The organism is Stenotrophomonas sp. SrG (genome assembly GCF_050031795.1).
Classification (GTDB): Bacteria; Pseudomonadota; Gammaproteobacteria; order Xanthomonadales; family Xanthomonadaceae; genus Stenotrophomonas; species Stenotrophomonas rhizophila_A.
Window position 1 is genome coordinate 144,838 of record NZ_JBNBBE010000003.1, and the last position, 17,078, is coordinate 161,915.

14 protein-coding genes are annotated in these 17,078 nt (G+C 67.1%); 5 read left to right on the forward strand and 9 right to left on the reverse strand.

The features are described 5' to 3' along the window. The first annotated feature begins 54 nt into the window (after positions 1-54). Positions 55-2,718, forward strand: a complete 2,664-nt coding sequence (locus ACQG3P_RS04265; protein WP_426804307.1) for a TonB-dependent receptor — start codon at positions 55-57, stop codon at positions 2,716-2,718. A 116-nt stretch (positions 2,719-2,834) separates the two neighbouring features. Next, positions 2,835-5,171 (forward strand): family 20 glycosylhydrolase, encoded by a 2,337-nt coding sequence (locus ACQG3P_RS04270; RefSeq protein WP_426804308.1) that lies wholly within the window; start codon positions 2,835-2,837, stop codon positions 5,169-5,171. Positions 5,172-5,265: 94 nt separating this feature from the next. On the opposite strand, the gene ACQG3P_RS04275 is transcribed toward ACQG3P_RS04270, so the two are convergent. Together ACQG3P_RS04275 and ACQG3P_RS04280 are read right to left on the reverse strand one after the other, a co-directional pair. Continuing rightward, positions 5,266-5,655 carry a VanZ family protein gene (locus ACQG3P_RS04275; RefSeq protein WP_426804309.1) on the reverse strand — a complete coding sequence of 130 codons (390 nt, stop codon included), beginning with the start codon at positions 5,653-5,655 and terminating at the stop codon, positions 5,266-5,268. Between the two features lies 1 nt (position 5,656). After that, positions 5,657-6,841, reverse strand: a complete 1,185-nt coding sequence (locus ACQG3P_RS04280; protein WP_068854809.1) for a class I SAM-dependent methyltransferase — start codon at positions 6,839-6,841, stop codon at positions 5,657-5,659. 55 nt (positions 6,842-6,896) lie between these two features. On the opposite strand from ACQG3P_RS04280, the gene ACQG3P_RS04285 reads away from it, so the two are divergent. Further along, positions 6,897-7,634: a pteridine reductase gene (locus tag ACQG3P_RS04285; RefSeq protein WP_184125632.1), complete on the forward strand. Its 738-nt coding sequence runs from the start codon at positions 6,897-6,899 to the stop codon at positions 7,632-7,634. A 315-nt stretch (positions 7,635-7,949) separates the two neighbouring features. Here ACQG3P_RS04285 and folK read toward each other — a convergent pair whose 3' ends face one another. Next, positions 7,950-8,432 carry a 2-amino-4-hydroxy-6-hydroxymethyldihydropteridine diphosphokinase gene (gene folK / locus ACQG3P_RS04290; protein ID WP_426804310.1) on the reverse strand — a complete coding sequence of 161 codons (483 nt, stop codon included), beginning with the start codon at positions 8,430-8,432 and terminating at the stop codon, positions 7,950-7,952. An 84-nt stretch (positions 8,433-8,516) separates the two neighbouring features. Between folK and ACQG3P_RS04295 the strand changes: the two genes are divergently transcribed. Next, a complete protein-coding gene (locus ACQG3P_RS04295) occupies positions 8,517-9,254 on the forward strand; it encodes a 20S proteasome subunit A/B (RefSeq protein ID WP_184125636.1) in 738 nt (245 codons plus the stop codon). A 50-nt stretch (positions 9,255-9,304) separates the two neighbouring features. Here ACQG3P_RS04295 and ACQG3P_RS04300 read toward each other — a convergent pair whose 3' ends face one another. The 4 genes from ACQG3P_RS04300 to ACQG3P_RS04315 all read right to left on the reverse strand — a co-directional run bounded on the left by ACQG3P_RS04300 (position 9,305) and on the right by ACQG3P_RS04315 (position 13,656). After that, positions 9,305-10,825 carry an ATP-binding protein gene (locus ACQG3P_RS04300; RefSeq protein ID WP_426804311.1) on the reverse strand — a complete coding sequence of 507 codons (1,521 nt, stop codon included), beginning with the start codon at positions 10,823-10,825 and terminating at the stop codon, positions 9,305-9,307. Between the two features lie 3 nt (positions 10,826-10,828). Then, positions 10,829-11,269, reverse strand: a complete 441-nt coding sequence (locus tag ACQG3P_RS04305) for a response regulator (RefSeq protein WP_184125640.1) — start codon at positions 11,267-11,269, stop codon at positions 10,829-10,831. Beyond that, positions 11,266-13,086 (reverse strand): sensor histidine kinase, encoded by a 1,821-nt coding sequence (locus ACQG3P_RS04310; protein WP_426804312.1) that lies wholly within the window; start codon positions 13,084-13,086, stop codon positions 11,266-11,268. The genes ACQG3P_RS04305 and ACQG3P_RS04310 overlap by 4 nt, the downstream gene beginning before the upstream one ends. A 192-nt stretch (positions 13,087-13,278) precedes the next feature. After that, entirely contained in the window at positions 13,279-13,656 is a 378-nt protein-coding gene (locus ACQG3P_RS04315; protein ID WP_184125644.1) for a BON domain-containing protein, read from the reverse strand. Between the two features lie 170 nt (positions 13,657-13,826). On the opposite strand from ACQG3P_RS04315, the gene ACQG3P_RS04320 reads away from it, so the two are divergent. Beyond that, positions 13,827-14,870: an oxidoreductase gene (locus ACQG3P_RS04320; RefSeq protein WP_426804313.1), complete on the forward strand. Its 1,044-nt coding sequence runs from the start codon at positions 13,827-13,829 to the stop codon at positions 14,868-14,870. 2 nt (positions 14,871-14,872) lie between these two features. Here the strand turns inward: ACQG3P_RS04320 and gnd are convergent, their stop codons facing one another. Both gnd and ACQG3P_RS04330 read right to left on the reverse strand, forming a co-directional pair. Further along, positions 14,873-15,778, reverse strand: coding sequence for a phosphogluconate dehydrogenase (NAD(+)-dependent, decarboxylating) (gene gnd, locus ACQG3P_RS04325; protein WP_217535776.1), 906 nt, complete (start codon positions 15,776-15,778; stop codon positions 14,873-14,875). 3 nt (positions 15,779-15,781) lie between these two features. Further along, a complete protein-coding gene (locus ACQG3P_RS04330) occupies positions 15,782-17,068 on the reverse strand; it encodes a hypothetical protein (protein ID WP_426804355.1) in 1,287 nt (428 codons plus the stop codon). Positions 17,069-17,078: the final 10 nt, after the last annotated feature.

Sequence of the window (17,078 nt, forward strand, 5' to 3'; positions counted from 1 at the left end):
ATCGCAAACCGCACGCCGTCGCTGGCGCACCAACGATTGATGAGGAGAGACATCATGAACCACCGCAAGAGCCTGCTTTCGGCAGCCATTTTCAGCTGTATCGCCTTCGGCGCCCAGGCGCAGGATGCACAGCCCACCGCCACCGACCTGGACACCGTGGTCGTCACCGGTATCCGCGGTTCGATGGAGAAATCCCTCGACACCAAGCGTGATGCCAATGCGCGCCTGGAAGTGGTCACCGCCGAAGACGTCGGCAAGCTGCCGGCGCACAACGTGGCCGACACCCTGCAGCGCCTGCCCGGCGTGAACATCAGCTCGGCCAGCGCCGACGAAGGCGGCTTCGACGAAGCCGACCGCGTCAGCCTGCGCGGCACCAGCCCCAGCCTCACCCAGACCCTGATCGATGGCCACAGCGTCGGCTCGGCCGACTGGTTCGTGCTCAGCCAGGGCAACAACGTCGGCCGCAGCGTGAGCTACTCGCTGCTGCCGTCGGAACTGGTCAGCTCGGTGGAAGTGAACAAGTCCTCGCAGGCCAAGCTGCAGGACGGCGGCACCACCGGTACCGTCAACATCATCACCCGCAAGCCGCTGCAGTTCTCCAAGCAGCTCAGTGCCGAAGCCTCGCTGGGCGTGGTGCGTTCGGACCAGGCCGATTCCAACGACCCGCAGTTCTCGGGTCTGTTCAACTACAAGAACGCCGACAGCACCTTCGGCGTGATGGTGCAGGGCTTCTACCAGAAGCGCGAGCTGCGCCGCGAAGCGCAGGAAATCCCGGGCGGCTTCTTCAAGATCAAGGCCACCGACCCGGTGGCGGCGACCAACCCGGACCTGATCGGCGTGAACGTGCCGGGCCTGCTGGGTTCGACCCTGTTCGAGCAGACCCGTGAGCGCAAAGGCGGCCTGGTCACCCTGCAGTGGAAGCCGATCGACGACCTGACCCTCGGCCTGAGCGGCTTCACCTCCGAACTTGAGGCGAACAACTACAACCGCAACTACATGATGTGGGGCGGCAACTTCGCCGCGTCGCAGGCGCCGAACCCGGGCTACACCATCAAGGACGGCGTACTCACCAATGCCACCTACGCGGGCGTGCCGGGCACCAACTACGCCGTGTACGACATGATCTACCGTGAGGCGACGGCCAAGACCAGCTACGTCACCTTCGATGCCGACTGGCAGATCAACGACAACCTGGGCGCCAAGTTCCAGGCCGGCACCACCAAGGGCACCGGCGAGACGCCGCGCCAGTTCATTGCCGAAGTGACCCTGGGCCAGGGCGGCGGCGCCAGCTGGGCCACCCATGGCGCAGGTTCGCCGGTGGATTGGAACGTGGGCGGCGATACCAGCCCGGGCGGTGTCAGCAGCTTCGGCACCTGGGGCAACCAGCAGGTCAAGGCGGAAGACAAGGAAGACTGGGCGTCGCTGGACTTCAACCAGTACTTCGGCGATGGCGGTGCACTGAGCTCGATCGACTTCGGCCTGCGCTTCGCCGACCACGAGCGTGAAGCGCTGTCGCCGGAAGGCGCCAGCCCGGGCGACATCTGGTCGGCCCTGCAGGGCAGCGCCACCGGCCAGTACCCGAGCAACTTCGCCAGCGGCATCGGTGGCACCTTCCCGCGCGACATCTGGTACTACACCCCCGACGCGCTGAAGACCGCCATCCTCAACAACTCCACCTGGCTGTCCAACAACGATGGCCCGACCGGCCGCCACAACTACGGCGCCGAGTGGAAGGTGAAGGAAAAGAACTTCGCCGGCTACGTGCAGGCCAACTTCACCGGTGACTGGTGGAGCGGTAACGTCGGCCTGCGTTACGTGGACATCAAGCAGGACATCGACACCTACCTGGCAGTCAGCGATGCGGCCCGTGCCGACGTGAGCAGCCTGTTCGGCATGTGGCAGCGCCAGGCGTTCCAGAACAAGCACAGCCGCGTGCTGCCGAGCGCCAACATCAAGTTCGACCTGGACGACAACCTGGTGCTGCGCGTGGCCGCGTCGCAGACCCAGACCCTGCCGGACTACTCCGCGCTGGGTGCGTCTGCATGGGGTTCGGACCTGAACAAGACCGGCGGTGGCGGCAACCCGGAACTGAAGCCGACCATCGGCAGCAACCTGGACGCCAACCTGGAGTGGTACTTCATGCCGCGCGGCCTGCTGTCGGTTGGTGCGTACCACATCGACCTGAAGGACTACGTCGCCTTCGACGTGGTCAACCGCCAGCTCTTCAGCGAACTGACCAACCAGCTTGAAACCTACGCGGTCTCCACCCCGATCAATGCCGACGGCAAGGTCACCGGCGTGGAAGTGGCCTACGAACAGCCGATCGGCGAGAACTTCGGCATCAACGCCAACTACACCTACGCCAACGGCAGCTCGGCGCACACCTGGGCCGACGGCAGCCACAACCTGCTGGGCACCTCGAAGAACACCTACAACGTGGGCGCCTTCTTCGAGAATGAAACCTTCGGTGCACGCGTCAGCTATACCCGCCGTTCCTCGTTCCTGATCAGCCTGTCCGGTGCCAACCCGTACTACCAGGATGATTTCGGCACGCTGTCGGCCTCGCTGAGCTACGCACCCACCAAGTGGATGAGCATCACCCTGGATGGCCTGAACCTCAACAACCCGACCTACAAGTACTACCAGAGCGCGTCCATTCCGACCTCGTTCTACTCCAACGGTCGCCAGTACTACCTGAACTTCCGCTTCAAGTACTAATGTGGCATTGGTGTGCCGGCCAACGGCCGGCGCTACCCGGTGGGCCGTTCCGGCCCACTGAAAACGGGCCCGGAACCGGGCCCGTTTTTTTTAACCCGCACCAAAGGAATGACCCGATGCACACCCGCACCCGTCGTACCTCGCTGTCGCTGCTGCCGCTGGCCCTGGCGCTCTCGCTGGCCCCGCTGGCACATGCCACCGATGCCCAGGCCCCCGATGGCCCGCGCGCCCTGCCCGGCTCGTTGCCACTGATTCCCGCCCCCGCCCAGCTGCAACGCCTCGAAGGCGCGGGCTACACCGTCACCTCCACGACCGCGCTGCGCGCGCAGGGCGCGGCCGCCCAGCGCGTGGCCAGCCTGTTCGCGACCCAGCTGCAGCACAGCGGTGGTCCGGCACTGGTCGTGGCCACCGCACGCGGCAATGACGGTATCCGCTTCGTGCTCGACGCCACCCTGAAGACCGGTGCGGAGGGTTACCAGCTGCGCAGCGATGCGCGCGGCGTGACCGTGCAGGCCGCCACCGAAGCGGGCCTGTTCTATGGCGCGGCCACCCTGTCGCAGCTGCTCACGGGCGGCAGCGATGGTGTCGTGCCGGCACTGAAGATCGACGATGCGCCGCGTTTCAGCTGGCGCGGGCTGATGCTCGATTCGGCGCGCCACTTCCAGAGCCTGGACGAGATCAAGCGCGTGCTCGACGCGATGGCCGAACAGAAGCTCAATACCTTCCATTGGCATCTCACCGATGACCAGGGCTGGCGCATGGAAATCAAGCGCTACCCGAAGCTCACCGGCGTGGGCAGCTGCCGTATTCCGGCCGGCGATGGCGGGCGCGACCCGGCCACCGATGCGCCGCGCCCGTATTGCGGCTTCTATACCCAGGACCAGATCCGTGAAGTGATCGCCTACGCCGCCGCGCGGCATATCCAGGTGATCCCGGAGATCGACGTGCCCGGCCACGCCACCGCCGCCATCGCTGCGTACCCCGAGCTGGGCACGATCGATACGCCGTTGCAGCCACTCAGCGAATGGGGCGTGTTCCCGAACCTGTTCAACACCGAAGAAAGCACCTTCGAGTTCCTGGAGAACGTGCTGGAGGAAGTCATCCAGCTGTTCCCCGCCAAGTACGTCCATGTCGGCGGCGACGAGGCGGTCAAGGACCAGTGGGAAGCCTCCGCGCGCGTGCAGGAACGCATGCGCGAAGTGGGCGCCGGCACCGAAAACGAGATGCAGGCGCACCTGATCAAGCGGCTGGAGAAGTTCCTCGAACAGCACGATCGCCGCCTGATCGGCTGGGACGAGATCCTCGAAGGCGGGCTGCCGCCGGAAGCCACGGTGATGTCCTGGCGCGGTACCGAAGGTGGCCTCAAGGCCGCCAGCGAAGGCCACGACGTGGTGATGTCGCCGGTCACCGACATGTACATGGATTACCTGCAGACCAACTCGGAGAACGAGCCGCCGGGTCGGCCGCTGACCACCCCGCTGGGCCGCGTGTATGGCTTCGAGCCGGTGCCCGACAGCCTGGCCCGCGACAAGCAGCAGCACATCCTGGGCCTGCAGGCCAACATGTTCACCGAGCACACCCGCAGTGTCGCGCGCCTGCACCACAACGTGTTCCCGCGCCTGGCCGCAGTCGCCGAAACCGGCTGGTCGCCGCGTGAGCGCCGCGACTTCGCCGACTTCCTGGCGCGCCTGCCGTCGCAGCTGCAGCGCTGGCAGGCGATGGGCATCGCGTATGCACAGACCCCGTTCGAAGTGGAAGCGGATGTGAGCGACGACCGCAAGGCGGGCACCGCGACGTTGGCACTGCGCAACCCGCTCAACTACGAGATCCGCTACAGCGTGGACGGTAGCCCGGTGACCGCGGCGTCGCCGCGCTACACCGCGCCGCTGACCCAGCCGCTGCCGGTGGGGGTCCAGGCCGCCACGTTCTTCGACGGGCAGGCGCTGGCCAAGGCGGCCAGCCGCTTCGACGTCACCGCGCAGTCGCTGCTGAGCCGCACCGACGAACACCTGGCAATGTGCCCGGGCGAAGGCAAGCTGCTGCTGCGGCTGGAAGACGACGGCCCGGCCGACGGCGAACGCGCGATCTTCAACGTCAACATCTTCAACCCGTGCTGGCTGTGGCAAGGCGCGAACATGGACGGCATCGCCAAGCTGCGGGTGCGTGCCGGACAGATTCCGTACTACTTCCAGCTGGCCCACGACGAACCGCAGCGGCGCTTCGTGAAGGCACGCAGCGCACACGGCGAGATGGACGTCCTCAATGCGCAGTGCGATGGCAAGCCGCTGGCCAGCGTGCCGCTGCCAGCGGCACCGGGCGCCGATGGGTTCATCACGCTGGAAGCATCGCTGCCGCGTTCACTGAAGGGCCGCCAGGACCTGTGCGTGCGCTTCACCGGCGACACCCGCCCCACGATGTGGGTGCTGGACACGCTCGAGCTGGTACCGCGCTAGGAGCGTGCCGACCAACGGTCGGCACCTACCGCTCGAAGCAGGTTGGCGGAACTCCGATAGACCGGTAGGTGACGACCGTTGGTCGTCACCCCGCTCACCCGCGCAGGCGCAGCAGCAGATCGCGCAGCGGCGTGAATACCGTTGCCATGCCGACCACCACGCCGACGCTGTTGGCCAGCGCATCCATCGGGTCGGCCATGCGGTCGGTGGTCAGTGCGCCCTGCAGGAATTCAATGCCCACGCCCAGCAGCACCAGCCCGGCGCCGGCCCACAGCAGTGCCGCGCGCGTGCGGTAGATCTGCACCGCCGCCGAGGCCAGCAGGAAGTACGCAAGGAAGTGCTCGACCTTGTCGCTGTTCTGCGGCAATGCCAGCGGCGGTGGCGGGATCAGGCAGACCACGATCGTGACCGCGATCGCCAACCACCACAGCCCCAGCCACACGCGCGGGAAGCGCAGCGGCTTCAACATTCCGGTCGCACTCATTTCAGAGCCGCCAGGTCAGGTCGCCAAGCAGGAACGCCGGATCGAAGTCCACGTCGCGCTGGAAGCCCATCACCTGGAAGCGCTCGCCCATCTCGCTGGGCAGGGTGAGTTTCTTGACCTGGTCACGCAGGCGCAGCTTGCCGATCTCGTCGGCACGTTCCTCGGCCAATGCCAGCAACCCATCCAGGCCGTTGCCGAGCAGGAAACTGGACTGGGTGCAGTAGCCGGCCAGCTCGAAGCCGGCATGGGTGCCGGCTTCGGCCAGCGCGGTGAAATCCACCGACGCGGTCAGGTCCTGCAGGCCCGGCCAGAGGAACACGTCGTTGTGCACATGGTGACGGTAGAAGGCGCGCACGGTGCCGTCATCGCGGTCATCGCGGTAGTACTCGTTGCGCGGATAGCCGTAATCCACGAACAGCATCGCGCCGCGCTTCAGCCCGCCAGCGACCGCCTGGATCCAGTACGGCAGGTGCGGCAGCAGTTCGGAACGGTAGCCATCGGCGAAGGGCTTCTCACGGTAGCGTTCCAGATGGCGCACGGCCGAGGTGAGCATGGCATCGGCCGGCTGCGCGCCGCGCATGAAGCGCCCGTCGGCATCCAGTTCCACGGTTTCTTCGTAGACCATGCCGTCGCGCGCCAGGAAGCGCGGGGTCGGCAGCGCATCGATGACTTCGTTGGCGAACACCATGCCGTCCCAGTCGTCGTCGAACGGGCCGTCCAGCCATTCCACCAGGGCGAACAGCGGCGGCACCAGCGCCTTCTCCAGGCGCTCGCGCTGGCGCTCGCGCAGGTCCGCGCTGGGTTCCAGGATCGCATAGCGCTCCGGCAGCGCATCCAGTTCCAGCATGCGCTTGAGCAGGATCTCGGCGAACGCACCACTGCCGCCGCCCAGTTCCAGGAAGCGCGCCTGCGGCCCCAGCTGCTGCATGACCGGGGCCACTGCGTTGGCCACGGTGGCGGTGAACAGCGGGCCCAGTTCCGGAGAAGTGGTGAAGTCCCCCGCCGCACCGAACTTGCTGGCACCGGCGCTGTAATAGCCCCAGCCAGGTGCATACAGGCTCAGTTCCATGAACCGGGCAAATGGCATGGCACCGCCATTGGCGAGGATTTCCGCGCGCAGGGCAGCGGCCAGTTCGTCGCTGTGGGCCAGGGCGTCGGCGTCGGGCGTGGGCAGGGAGGTATGCATGGTGCGGGCGATTGCGGTGACAATGCACAGCATAGCCGAGCAGGAAGGAGCCCCGATGACCGCCACCACACCCGTCGTGCTGATCACCGGCAGCGCGCGCCGGATCGGCGCCGCCATCGCGCGCCAGTTCCATTCCTGTGGCTGGTCGGTGGTGCTGCACGCACACACCTCCACCGCCGAGCTGCAGCAGATGGCCTTCGACCTGGACATGCTGCGCCCGGGCAGTGTGCTGGCCCTGCAGGCCGACCTGCGCGACGCCGATGCCCTGCCCGACCTGGTCGAACAGACCGTGGCCCAGTTCGGGCGGCTGGATGCGCTGGTCAACAACGCTTCCAATTTCTACCCCACCCTGCTCGGCCAGATCACCGCCGACCAGTGGGACGACCTGTTCGCGGTGAACGCCCGCGCGCCGCTGCTGCTGGCCCAGGCCGCCGCGCCGCAGCTGCGCCGCCACCAGGGCTGCATCGTCAACCTCACCGACCTGCACGGCACCCAGCCGATGCGTGACCACCCGGTCTACGCCGCCGCCAAGGCCGCGCTGGAAATGATCACCCGTTCGCTGGCGCTGGAACTGGCGCCGAAAGTCCGGGTCAACGCCGTGGCGCCGGGCGCGATCCTGTGGCCCGAACAGGGCAAGGACGATTTCGCCCAGCAGGCGTTGCTGGCACGCACCCCGCTGGGCCGCACCGGCACGGTGGAGGAGATCGCCGAGGCCGTCTACTGGCTGGTCAACGACGCCCCGTTCGTAACCGGGCACACGTTGCGGGTGGACGGCGGGCGGCAGCTGACCTGACCGCCGGGATCGTATCGACCAACGGTCGATACCTACCAACGGCCACTGCGGGATCGTATCGACCCACGGCCACCGCGGGATCGTATCGACCCACGGCCACTGCGGGATCGTATCGACCCACGGCCACCGCGGGATCGTATCGACCCACGGCCACCACGGGATCGTATCGACGCACGGCCACCACGGGATCGTATCGACCCACGGCCACTGCGGGATCGTATCGACCCACGGCCACCGCGGGATCGTATCGACCCACGACCACCGCGGGATCGTATCGACCCACGGCCACCGCGGGTAGGTGACGACCGTTGGTCGTCACAGCTCGACCACCTCGAACGCGTCGCCGAACTGCCGATGCGCCCGCCACAACGTGGCCAGGTCCAGGCCGCTGACCGGGTCGATGAAGTCCGGCGCGATATCGGCCAGCGGCTTGAGCACGAACGCGTGCTTCAGCTCCGGCCGCGGAATCCGGAGGTGCCCCGGGCCTTCCACGATCAGGTCCCCGTAGAACACCACGTCGATGTCCAGCGTACGGTCGCTGAAACGCGGCCCGCTGCGGTCACGCCCATGGGCGTCTTCCACGGCATGCAGCCATCGGTCGAGGTCCTCCAATGGCTCATCGGTCTCGATCGCCACCGCGTTGTTGAGGAAGGCCGGGCCATCGAAGCCCACGGCGGCGGTGCGGTAGGCCGGGGACACCCGGATATCGCCGAAACGCCCGCGCAGCGCGGCCACCGCAGCGTGAAGATGCTGCTGCGGTTGCAGGTTGCTGCCCAGGCTCAGGAGCACAGTGGTCATGGTATTCAGCGTACGTGGGGCGAATCCACACGGGGCCAACAGGGGCTCCGCATAGAATCGGGGTGCACATCATAGGACACCGACATGACCTATTGCGTCGGCATTGCGGTGGACGAGGGCCTTGTCTTCGCCGCCGATACCCGTACCAACGCGTCGCTGGACGACGTACGCGTGCACCGCAAGCTGCACGAATTCGAGTTTCCGGGCGAAGCGGTCTTCGTCATCATGGCCGCCGGCAACCTGGCCACCACCCAGCTGCTGATCTCGCGGCTGCACCGCGACGTGGAGGAACAGCGGCCGGAAAACCTGCGCGCCTACCGGCACCTGTTCGAGGTTGCCGAGTACGTGGGCCGGGTGCTGGTGGACAGCCAGGTCAAATGCAGCAATCCCGAACACGGCCATGACGGGGTCAACACCCAGGCGACCCTGATCCTGGGCGGCCAGGTCGGCGGTGAACACCCCGGGATGTACATGATCTACCCGCTGGGCAACGCGATTGCCGCCTCGCCGGAAACGCCGTTCCTGCAGATCGGCGAATCCAAGTACGGCAAGCCGATCCTGGACCGCATCATCCGCCCGCAGACCCGGCTGGACGATGCCGCGCGCACGGCAATCGTGTCGCTGGATTCGACCATCCGTTCCAACCTTTCCGTGGGCCTGCCGGTCGACCTGGTACTGCTGCGCGCTGGCGACCTGCGCATCAGCCACCGCATGCGCCTGGCCGGCGACAGCCCGCTGTACGCGGAGATCCATGGCAACTGGTCGCGGCGGCTGGAACACGCCGTGGCCAGCCTGCCCAGTTTCCCGTGGGAAGATGCGTAGATACCGACCGTTGGTCGGTATTCCCCAGCGTCACGACCAACGGTCGTGACCTACCGTGTGGGCGCCAGCGCCTCGGCCACCGAGCGGAATACCTGCTGCATTTCCAGCGGTTTGCGCAGCACGTGCACCTCCACGCCCTCGGGGAACGCGTCCAGCGGCACCGGAACCTCGGCGTCTTCCAGCACCAGCGCCGGGCCGCGGTAGCCCAAGGTGGCCATCTCATCGAGCAGGTGGCTGGCTGAAAGCAGCTTTGCCCCTGCATCGGCGATCACCAGCGCCGGCATCGCCTCCTGCTGCATCCAGCGCAGCGCAGCACCGCCATCGGAGGCCAGCTGCAGGTGATACCCCTGGCTGGACAAGGCATTGCCCAGCAGCGACAGCCGGGTGGCTTCGCCATCGACCACCAGGATCGACTGCCCCGCACCCGCCGCTACCGGCTGTGCCTGTGGGGCCGCATCGACAGGCGCCTGGCGCATCGGCAGCCGCAGTTCGAACCGGCTGCCCACGCCCGGCGTGCTTTCCACCCGGATGCTGCCCTGGGCGCCTTCGATGATGCGCTTGCAGGAGATCAGGCCCAGCCCCGTGCCGTTGACCTTGGTGGTGAAGAACGGGTTGAACAGGTGCGCCAGCACCTCGGCGCTCATGCCCACGCCCTCGTCGGTCACCGAGATGTGCAGCCAGTCCTGGCCATGCGCATCCGGGGCGGCCGCCGCGCGCAGGGACAAGCGCCCGCCATTGGGCATGGCCTGGATCGCGTTGAGCGCCAGGTTCAACAGCACCTGCTGCAACTCGGTGTAGTTGGCATCCACCGCCAGGGCCGGGTCGTCCACGTCCAGATGCAGGCTCACCTGCGCCGGCAAGGTACTGCGCAGCAGCAGTTCCATCGCCTCGAACAGGTGGGCGATCTGGATGCGCTCGCTCGGGGTGCGCGAGCCGCGCACGAACGACAGCATGGATTCGGCCATTTCATGCCCGCGCCGCCCACATTCGGCGATCACGTCGGCCAGGTGGTGCAGCTGCGGATCATCGGTGCGGGCCTTGAGCAGCTCGGGCATGATCAGCAGCGGCTGCAGGATGTTGCGCAGGTCGTGGCTGAGACCGGCGGCCAGCAGCGACAGGCTTTCCAGTCGCTGCGCGCGCATCAGCTCGGCTTCCACCCGCTGGCGGTCGATGGTGCCGCGCGCCTCGCGCACGGCACGCGCCACCGCCGACGGCAGCCGCGCCGGCTGGTGCTTGATGATGTAGTCGTTGGCGCCCTGGTGCAGCGCGGCCACGGCATTCTCTTCGCCGATCGTGCCCGACACGAAGATGAAGGGCACGTCCGGGTGCCAGCCGCGCACGATCTCCAGCGCCTGGTTGCCCGAAAAACCGGGCATGGCCAGGTCGGACAGCACGATGTCCGGCGCGAACCGCAGCAACGCATCGCGCAGTTCGGCAGCGGTCTCGACCCGCTCGAAGCTGGCCTCCAGCCCGGCGTCGAGCATCTGCCCGCACATCAGCTCGGCATCTTCGGGCGAGTCCTCGACCAGCAGGATGCGCAGGTGTCCCAGCGGTGGCCCGGTCAGCGGCATGGGTTACTCGACCTCCGGGGCCTGGTTGATGAGCGCCCAGAACTTGCCGAGCGTCTGCACCGCACCGAAAAACTGGTCCACGTCCACCGGCTTGACCACATAGGCATTGACGCCCAGGTCCCAGCTGCGGGCCAGGTCGCTCTCTTCGCGCGAGGACGACAGGATCACCACCGGCAGGCGCTTGAGCTCCTCGGCATTGCGGATCTGGCGCAACACTTCCAGCCCGTCCATGCGCGGCATCTTGATATCCAGCAGCAGCACCGCGGGCAGGCCTTCCTCGCGATGCGCGAAGGCGCCGCGGCGCAGCAGGTAATCCATCGCTTCCACGCCGTCTTCGACGTGCACGATCGGGTTGGCCAAGCGCGCTTCCTTCAGCGCATCGATGGCCATTTCGGCGTCGGCGGGGCTGTCCTCGGCAAGCAGGATGGTGCGGAGAGCGGTCATGCGGCAGGGCCCTTGTTGAGTGCGTCGAGAGAGGAAGGCAGCAGGAAATGGAAGGTGGCGCCCTGGTCCAGCGCCGCTTCGGCCCATATCCGGCCACCATGGCGGGTGAGTACGCGGCGCACGCTGGCCAGGCCGATGCCGGTGCCGGGGTACTCGCTGGCCTTGTGCAGGCGCTGGAACACGCCGAACAGTTTGTCGGCGTAGGCCATGTCGAAGCCGGCACCGTTGTCGCGCACACTGAACAGGTGGCTGCCGTCGGGCTGGCGCGCGTACTCCACCGCAATCCGCGCAGGATGGGCGTTGGCCGAGTACTTCACCGCATTGCCCAGCAGGTTCAGCCAGAGCTGCCGCATCATGTTGTCGTCGCAGACGAGGATCGGAAGCGGTGCGATCTTCCATTCGATGCGCCGCGCCGCGCCGCCGTGTTCGGCTTCGCTTTTCACGTTGGCATCCAGCAGCGCGCGGGTGTCGGCGACCAGCGACTGCATGTCCACCGCCTGCAGGCGCATCGCCGCCCGGCCGAGCCGCGAGTACACCAGCAGATCGTCGATCAGTGTCGCCATGCGCCGCGCCGAGCCCGAGATGACGTCCAGGTAATGACGCGATTTCTCGTCCGCGCTTTCGCCCAGGTGGCGCGCCAGCTTGTCCGAGAAGCCGGCCACGTGACGCAGTGGCGCGCGCAGGTCATGCGACACCGAGTAGCTGAAGGCCTCCAGTTCACGGTTGACCTCCGACACCTGCTCGACCTTGCCCTCCAGCTGGCGGTTCAGTTCTTCCACGCGCTGCTGCACGGCACGCTGCACGGTGACGTCGCTGATCGTCATCAGCACCACTTCGTCGTCGCGGTCCGGCAACGGCATGCGGCGGGCGTTGATCAGCAGGGTGCGCACCTGGTCGTCGTCGGTGCGCTGCTGGTGTTCGAAGTCCCACAGTTCACGGCCACGCAGCAGCACGTCCATCAGCCGCTGGCGTACCGCCGGATCACTCCACGCTCCATCACCCAGCGTTTCCAGGGCGCGGCCGTCGGTGGTGGCGTCATCGTGCAGCCCATACAACTCGGAGAACGCCGGGTTGTGCAGCTGCACCTTCAGTTCGCGGTCAAGCAGCACGATCGGCTCCCGTACGGTATGCAGTACCGATGCCGCACGTGCCGACGCGCGCCGCGTGGCACGCTCGGCGGTGGCCCGGTGCAGCATCTGCCGATGCAACAGCCACAGCACCAGCCCGAGCAGCAGCAGCTGCACGACCAGCGCGGTCCACGACACCAGCTCGCCCTGCCGCTGCTGCTGGGCGAATACGGCTGAACGCTGGGCCAGCAGTTCCTCCTCGCGGTCCTGCAGTTCCTCGATCAGGCCGCGGATCGGATACCGGGTGGTCAGATCCTGCACCAGCTGGCGCTGTTCGTCGTCGGGGCTGGAGCGCGCCAGCTCGCCGGCCAGTTCCATGCGCCGGTCCAGCAGTGACTGGATGCGCCCGATGCGCACCAGCTGTTCGGGATTGTCGCGGGTCAGCTCGGTCAGCCGCGCCAGCCGCGCCGGAATGTGCCGGGCCTGCCCAAGCCGCTCGCGCAACCCGGGCGCATCGATGCCCTTGGACAGGGTCAGCGCCGCCGATTCCACGTCGCGGACGTCGGCCTGCAGCTGGTACACGGCAACCCCGACGTCCTGGGTATGGGTGACCCAGCGCATCGCGTCGAGATTGTCTGCGGAAAGTCTGCGCAGGGTCAGCCATGGGACCACGATGATGGCCACAGCCGCCAGGCCGAGGGCCGGCAACCGCCAGCGGTCCCAGCGTTCATCACTGAAAACCAGTGCCATAGACCCTCGTTGGCTTGCATGCTCCCCTCCCCGCCTGCGCCACTCCGGTGTCGGAACGACGCCCGCAGGGGCGAAGTCCTGAATATACTCCACACCAACGTGAATACGGGACGGGACCGGACAGCGGCGCCGTCCACGAAAAAGGGCGCGCCTGACGGCGCGCCCCGGTGTCTGTGCAGGTGCTGTCGCGGATCAGCGCTTGGCAGCGGCCGCGGAGACCTTCAGTGCACTGGCGTCCACACTCTTGACGCCCTTGATCATCTTGGCCTTGGCAATGGCATTGTCATGCTCGGCCTTGGTCGCCACGGTGCCCGACAGCGATACCACGCCGTTCACGGTTTCCACCTTTACTTCCGTGCCGGGAACCTTGCTGCTCGCCAGCAGGTCACTCTTGACCTTGGTGGTGATCCAGGTGTCGGTGACCGGCTCGTCAGAATCATGCATGTCCGCGTGGGTCATGGCAGCCTTGTCGGTGGTCTTCGGCGGATCCTTGGCCATTGCCGCCGAGGTGCCCAGCAGCATGCCGAAAGCGAGCGAAGCAGCAAGCAGATTACGGGTAGTGTTGGTCATGTGCGGTGTCTCCCTGGTTAGTGGGCCCAGTGTCGGCCGCGATGCGTGGACAGCACGTCGCTGCAAGATCACGTTGCCGTGAACCGGTCAGGTTCAATCCCAACAGTTCAGGTTTCCGCACTGCATCATTTGCAACTATTCTTATCCAAGGCAACACGGCAGGTACGCACATGGCGACGATCGCACAAGTGGGATTGATCGGATACGGTCTGGCTGGAAGCGTTTTCCATGCGCCGCTGATCCAGCACACGCCGGGCCTGGCACTGCACAGCATCGTCAGTTCGCAGCGCGAGCGGCTGCTGCGCAGCTTCACCGATGTGCACATCCACGCGGATGTGGCGCCTCTGCTAGCCGATCCGGCGGTGGACGCGGTGGTGATTGCCACGCCCAATGAACAGCACGCACCGCTCGCGCTGGCGGCATTGCGCGCCGGCAAGCATGTGCTGGTCGACAAACCCTTCGCGTTGAGCACGGCCGAAGCGGTGGCGGTGGTGGATGCCGCGCGCGATGCGGAGCGCGTGGTGTGCGTGTTCCAGAACCGACGCTGCGATGCCGACTTCCTCAGCCTGCGCAGTGTGCTGGCGTCCGGTACGCTGGGCCGCGTTGCCGAGTGCCATTCGCACATTGACCGCTTCCGCCCGCAGGTGCGCGATCGCTGGCGCGAGAGCGATGCCCCCGGCAGCGGATTGTGGATGGATTTGGGCCCGCACCTGCTGGACCAGATGCTGCAGCTGTTCGGCTGGCCCGAAGCGATCAGTGCCGACATCGCCGCGCAGCGCGACGGCGCGCGCAGTGATGATTATTTCCATGCGGTGCTGCACTACCCCGCGATGCGCGCGATCGTGCATGCCGGTTCACTGGTGGCCGCGTCGGCGCCACGGTTTGCCGTGCACGGCAGCGCTGGCAGCTACCTCAAGGAAGGCCTGGATGTGCAGGAAGACCAGCTGCGCCAGGGCATCGCCCCCGGCGCGCCGGGCTGGGGCCTGGATCCGCAGCATGGGCTGCTGGTGCAGGTGGATGCCGAAGGAAAGGTACATCGGCAGACCGTGGACAATGCCGTCGGCGACTATCGCCGGTTCTACGCCGCGTTCCGCGATGCGATGCTCGGCGAGGGCGAAGCGCCAGTCAGTACTGAAGAAGCATTGCAACTGATGCGGCTGCTGGAAGCAGGCCGCGAAAGCGCCGGCAGCGGCCGGCGCGTGGATCTTCGGTAAGGTTATTCCTTGACCATCGCGTGGCCGCCGAACTGGTTGCGCAGTGCGGAGAGCATGCGGTCGCTGAAGGAATTCTTTTCGCGTGAGCGCAGCCGCTCCAGCAGCGACAGGGTGATCACCGGGGCGGAGACGTCCAGGTCGATCGCTTCAGCCACCGTCCAGCGGCCTTCGCCGGAATCGGGCACGAACGGCGCGATGCCGTCCAGCTGCGGGTTACGGGTCAAGGCGTCGGCACTCAGGTCCAGCAGCCAGGACCGCACCACGCTGCCGTGCTGCCAGGCCGCCGCGACCTGGCCCAGGTCGAGGTTGAATTCAGTCTTGCGCTGCATCAGCGCGAAGCCTTCGGCATAGGCCTGCATCATTCCGTACTCGATGCCGTTGTGGACCATCTTGCAGAAGTGCCCGGCCCCGCTTGGCCCCGCGTGGACCCAGCCGCGATCCTCGGCCGGGGCCAGGGTGCGGAAGATCGCCCCGACGCGCTCGACGGCCGCCGCATCGCCACCGATCATCAGGCTGTAGCCTTCCTGCAGGCCCCACACCCCGCCGCTGGTGCCGCAGTCGAGGTAGGTCACGTCTTCTTCCAGCAGCTGCGTGGCGCGGCGCATCGAATCCTTGTAGTACGAGTTGCCGCCGTCGATCACTACGTCACCTTCGGACAGGTGCGGCGACAGCGACGCCAGGGTCTGGTCGACCACCTCACCGGCGGGCACCATCAGCCAGACCACGCGCGGCACCGACAGCTTCGCCAGCGCCTCGGCCGCCGTTGCACTTACGTCGAAGCCGCGCGCGGCGGCACTGGCCCGGGCCGCTTCACCCGGGTCCACGCCGATCACGCGGTGGCCGCCGCGGTGCAGCCGCTCGGCCATGTTGGCGCCCATGCGCCCCAGTCCAATCATTGCAATTTCCATGTCTCACCTTTGCTCGGTTTGCGAATGTGTCGACGCTGCCGCGCACTGCTGGAGCTGCGACTGGATCCAGCGGTGGTACAGCGTGGTGTGCAGGTTGTGCAGGCCCAGCTCGAACGCGAACGGCGTGCGCGGATTGCGGTCGAGCAGGCGTGCGATGTGATAGCCCACCGGACGTATACCGCGTGGGTGCACATAAATCACGAACTCCCGATAGAACGGATCGTCCAACAGCGCGTCCAGTTCAGCCAGCAGCGGCTGCTGGCCGGCCGGCAGTGCCGCGCGCAGGGCGGGGTCGCGCTCGAACAGCAGGCGCTCGAAGCGGCGCAGCCCGGGGCCGGGCATGCGGCTGGCCAGCTCCCAGATGCGGCGGTTGATGCGGTCGTAGTGGGCGAAGCCGCCGTGCTCGCGCAACGCCTCGGCTGCGCCTGCGCCGACGTCGACGATCACGAAGTTCTCGGCCTGGTTGTTGATGTCGTCCAGGTACACCGGATCGAACACATGTTCGATGAAGCCCGGGGCGCCCACGAACGCCTGGCGGCCGCGCTGCGAGGTGCGCACCGCCTTGCCATCGGCGAAGAACTCGCCGGCGTGATGGCCGAGCAGAATGCTGTCGGTGTCATGGAGGGTCAGGAAGGTGCCGATCGACAGTTCGCCCGGGGTGAACCCGGCATCGAAGGCGGCATCGCCATACAGCTCGCGCTGGGTGGCCAGCTGCGCCACCTGCCGGCCCACCCCGCATTCACTGCGCACCCGGCCGTCATAGAACGCCTGCACGGCCGCGCTGTTGGATCCGTGCGGCTGGTAACCGCGGCCGAAGCTGCGAAAGCCCTCCCAGCCCTGCGCCCGCGCGCCCGCTGGACCGAACCCGATCCAGCCCAGCTGCAGGGCGGAGAAACGGTAACCAGGGTTGTCCTGCAGGCGCGTGGCGGCACGCCGGGTGGCCTTGCCCAGCTCGAAGGCGTAGGCGCACACGGTCGCCGGATCGTCCAGCAGCGTCTGCAGGAAGCGCTCGCGCTGCGGGGCGGTCCAGGCACGCGGCAGCTGCACGCGCAGATCGCCGGCAGCCTGCGCCTGGGGTAGGTCGGCCCGTTCGCAGACGGGGCCACCATGCACGCGCGGCGCGGCGATGTCGGCGTCCTGGAGCTGCCAGCCGAGTCGTTCGATCAGCCGTTGCACGCAGGCGCCCGGGTCCGTGCGACCTTCCGCCGCCGGAAGCAGGCCCATCACCGCAGTCAGCAGAACGCCCACTGCGCGCAGCCTGCGCGAGGGATGACGGCCCCTGCCCGGCATGCTTCGCGCA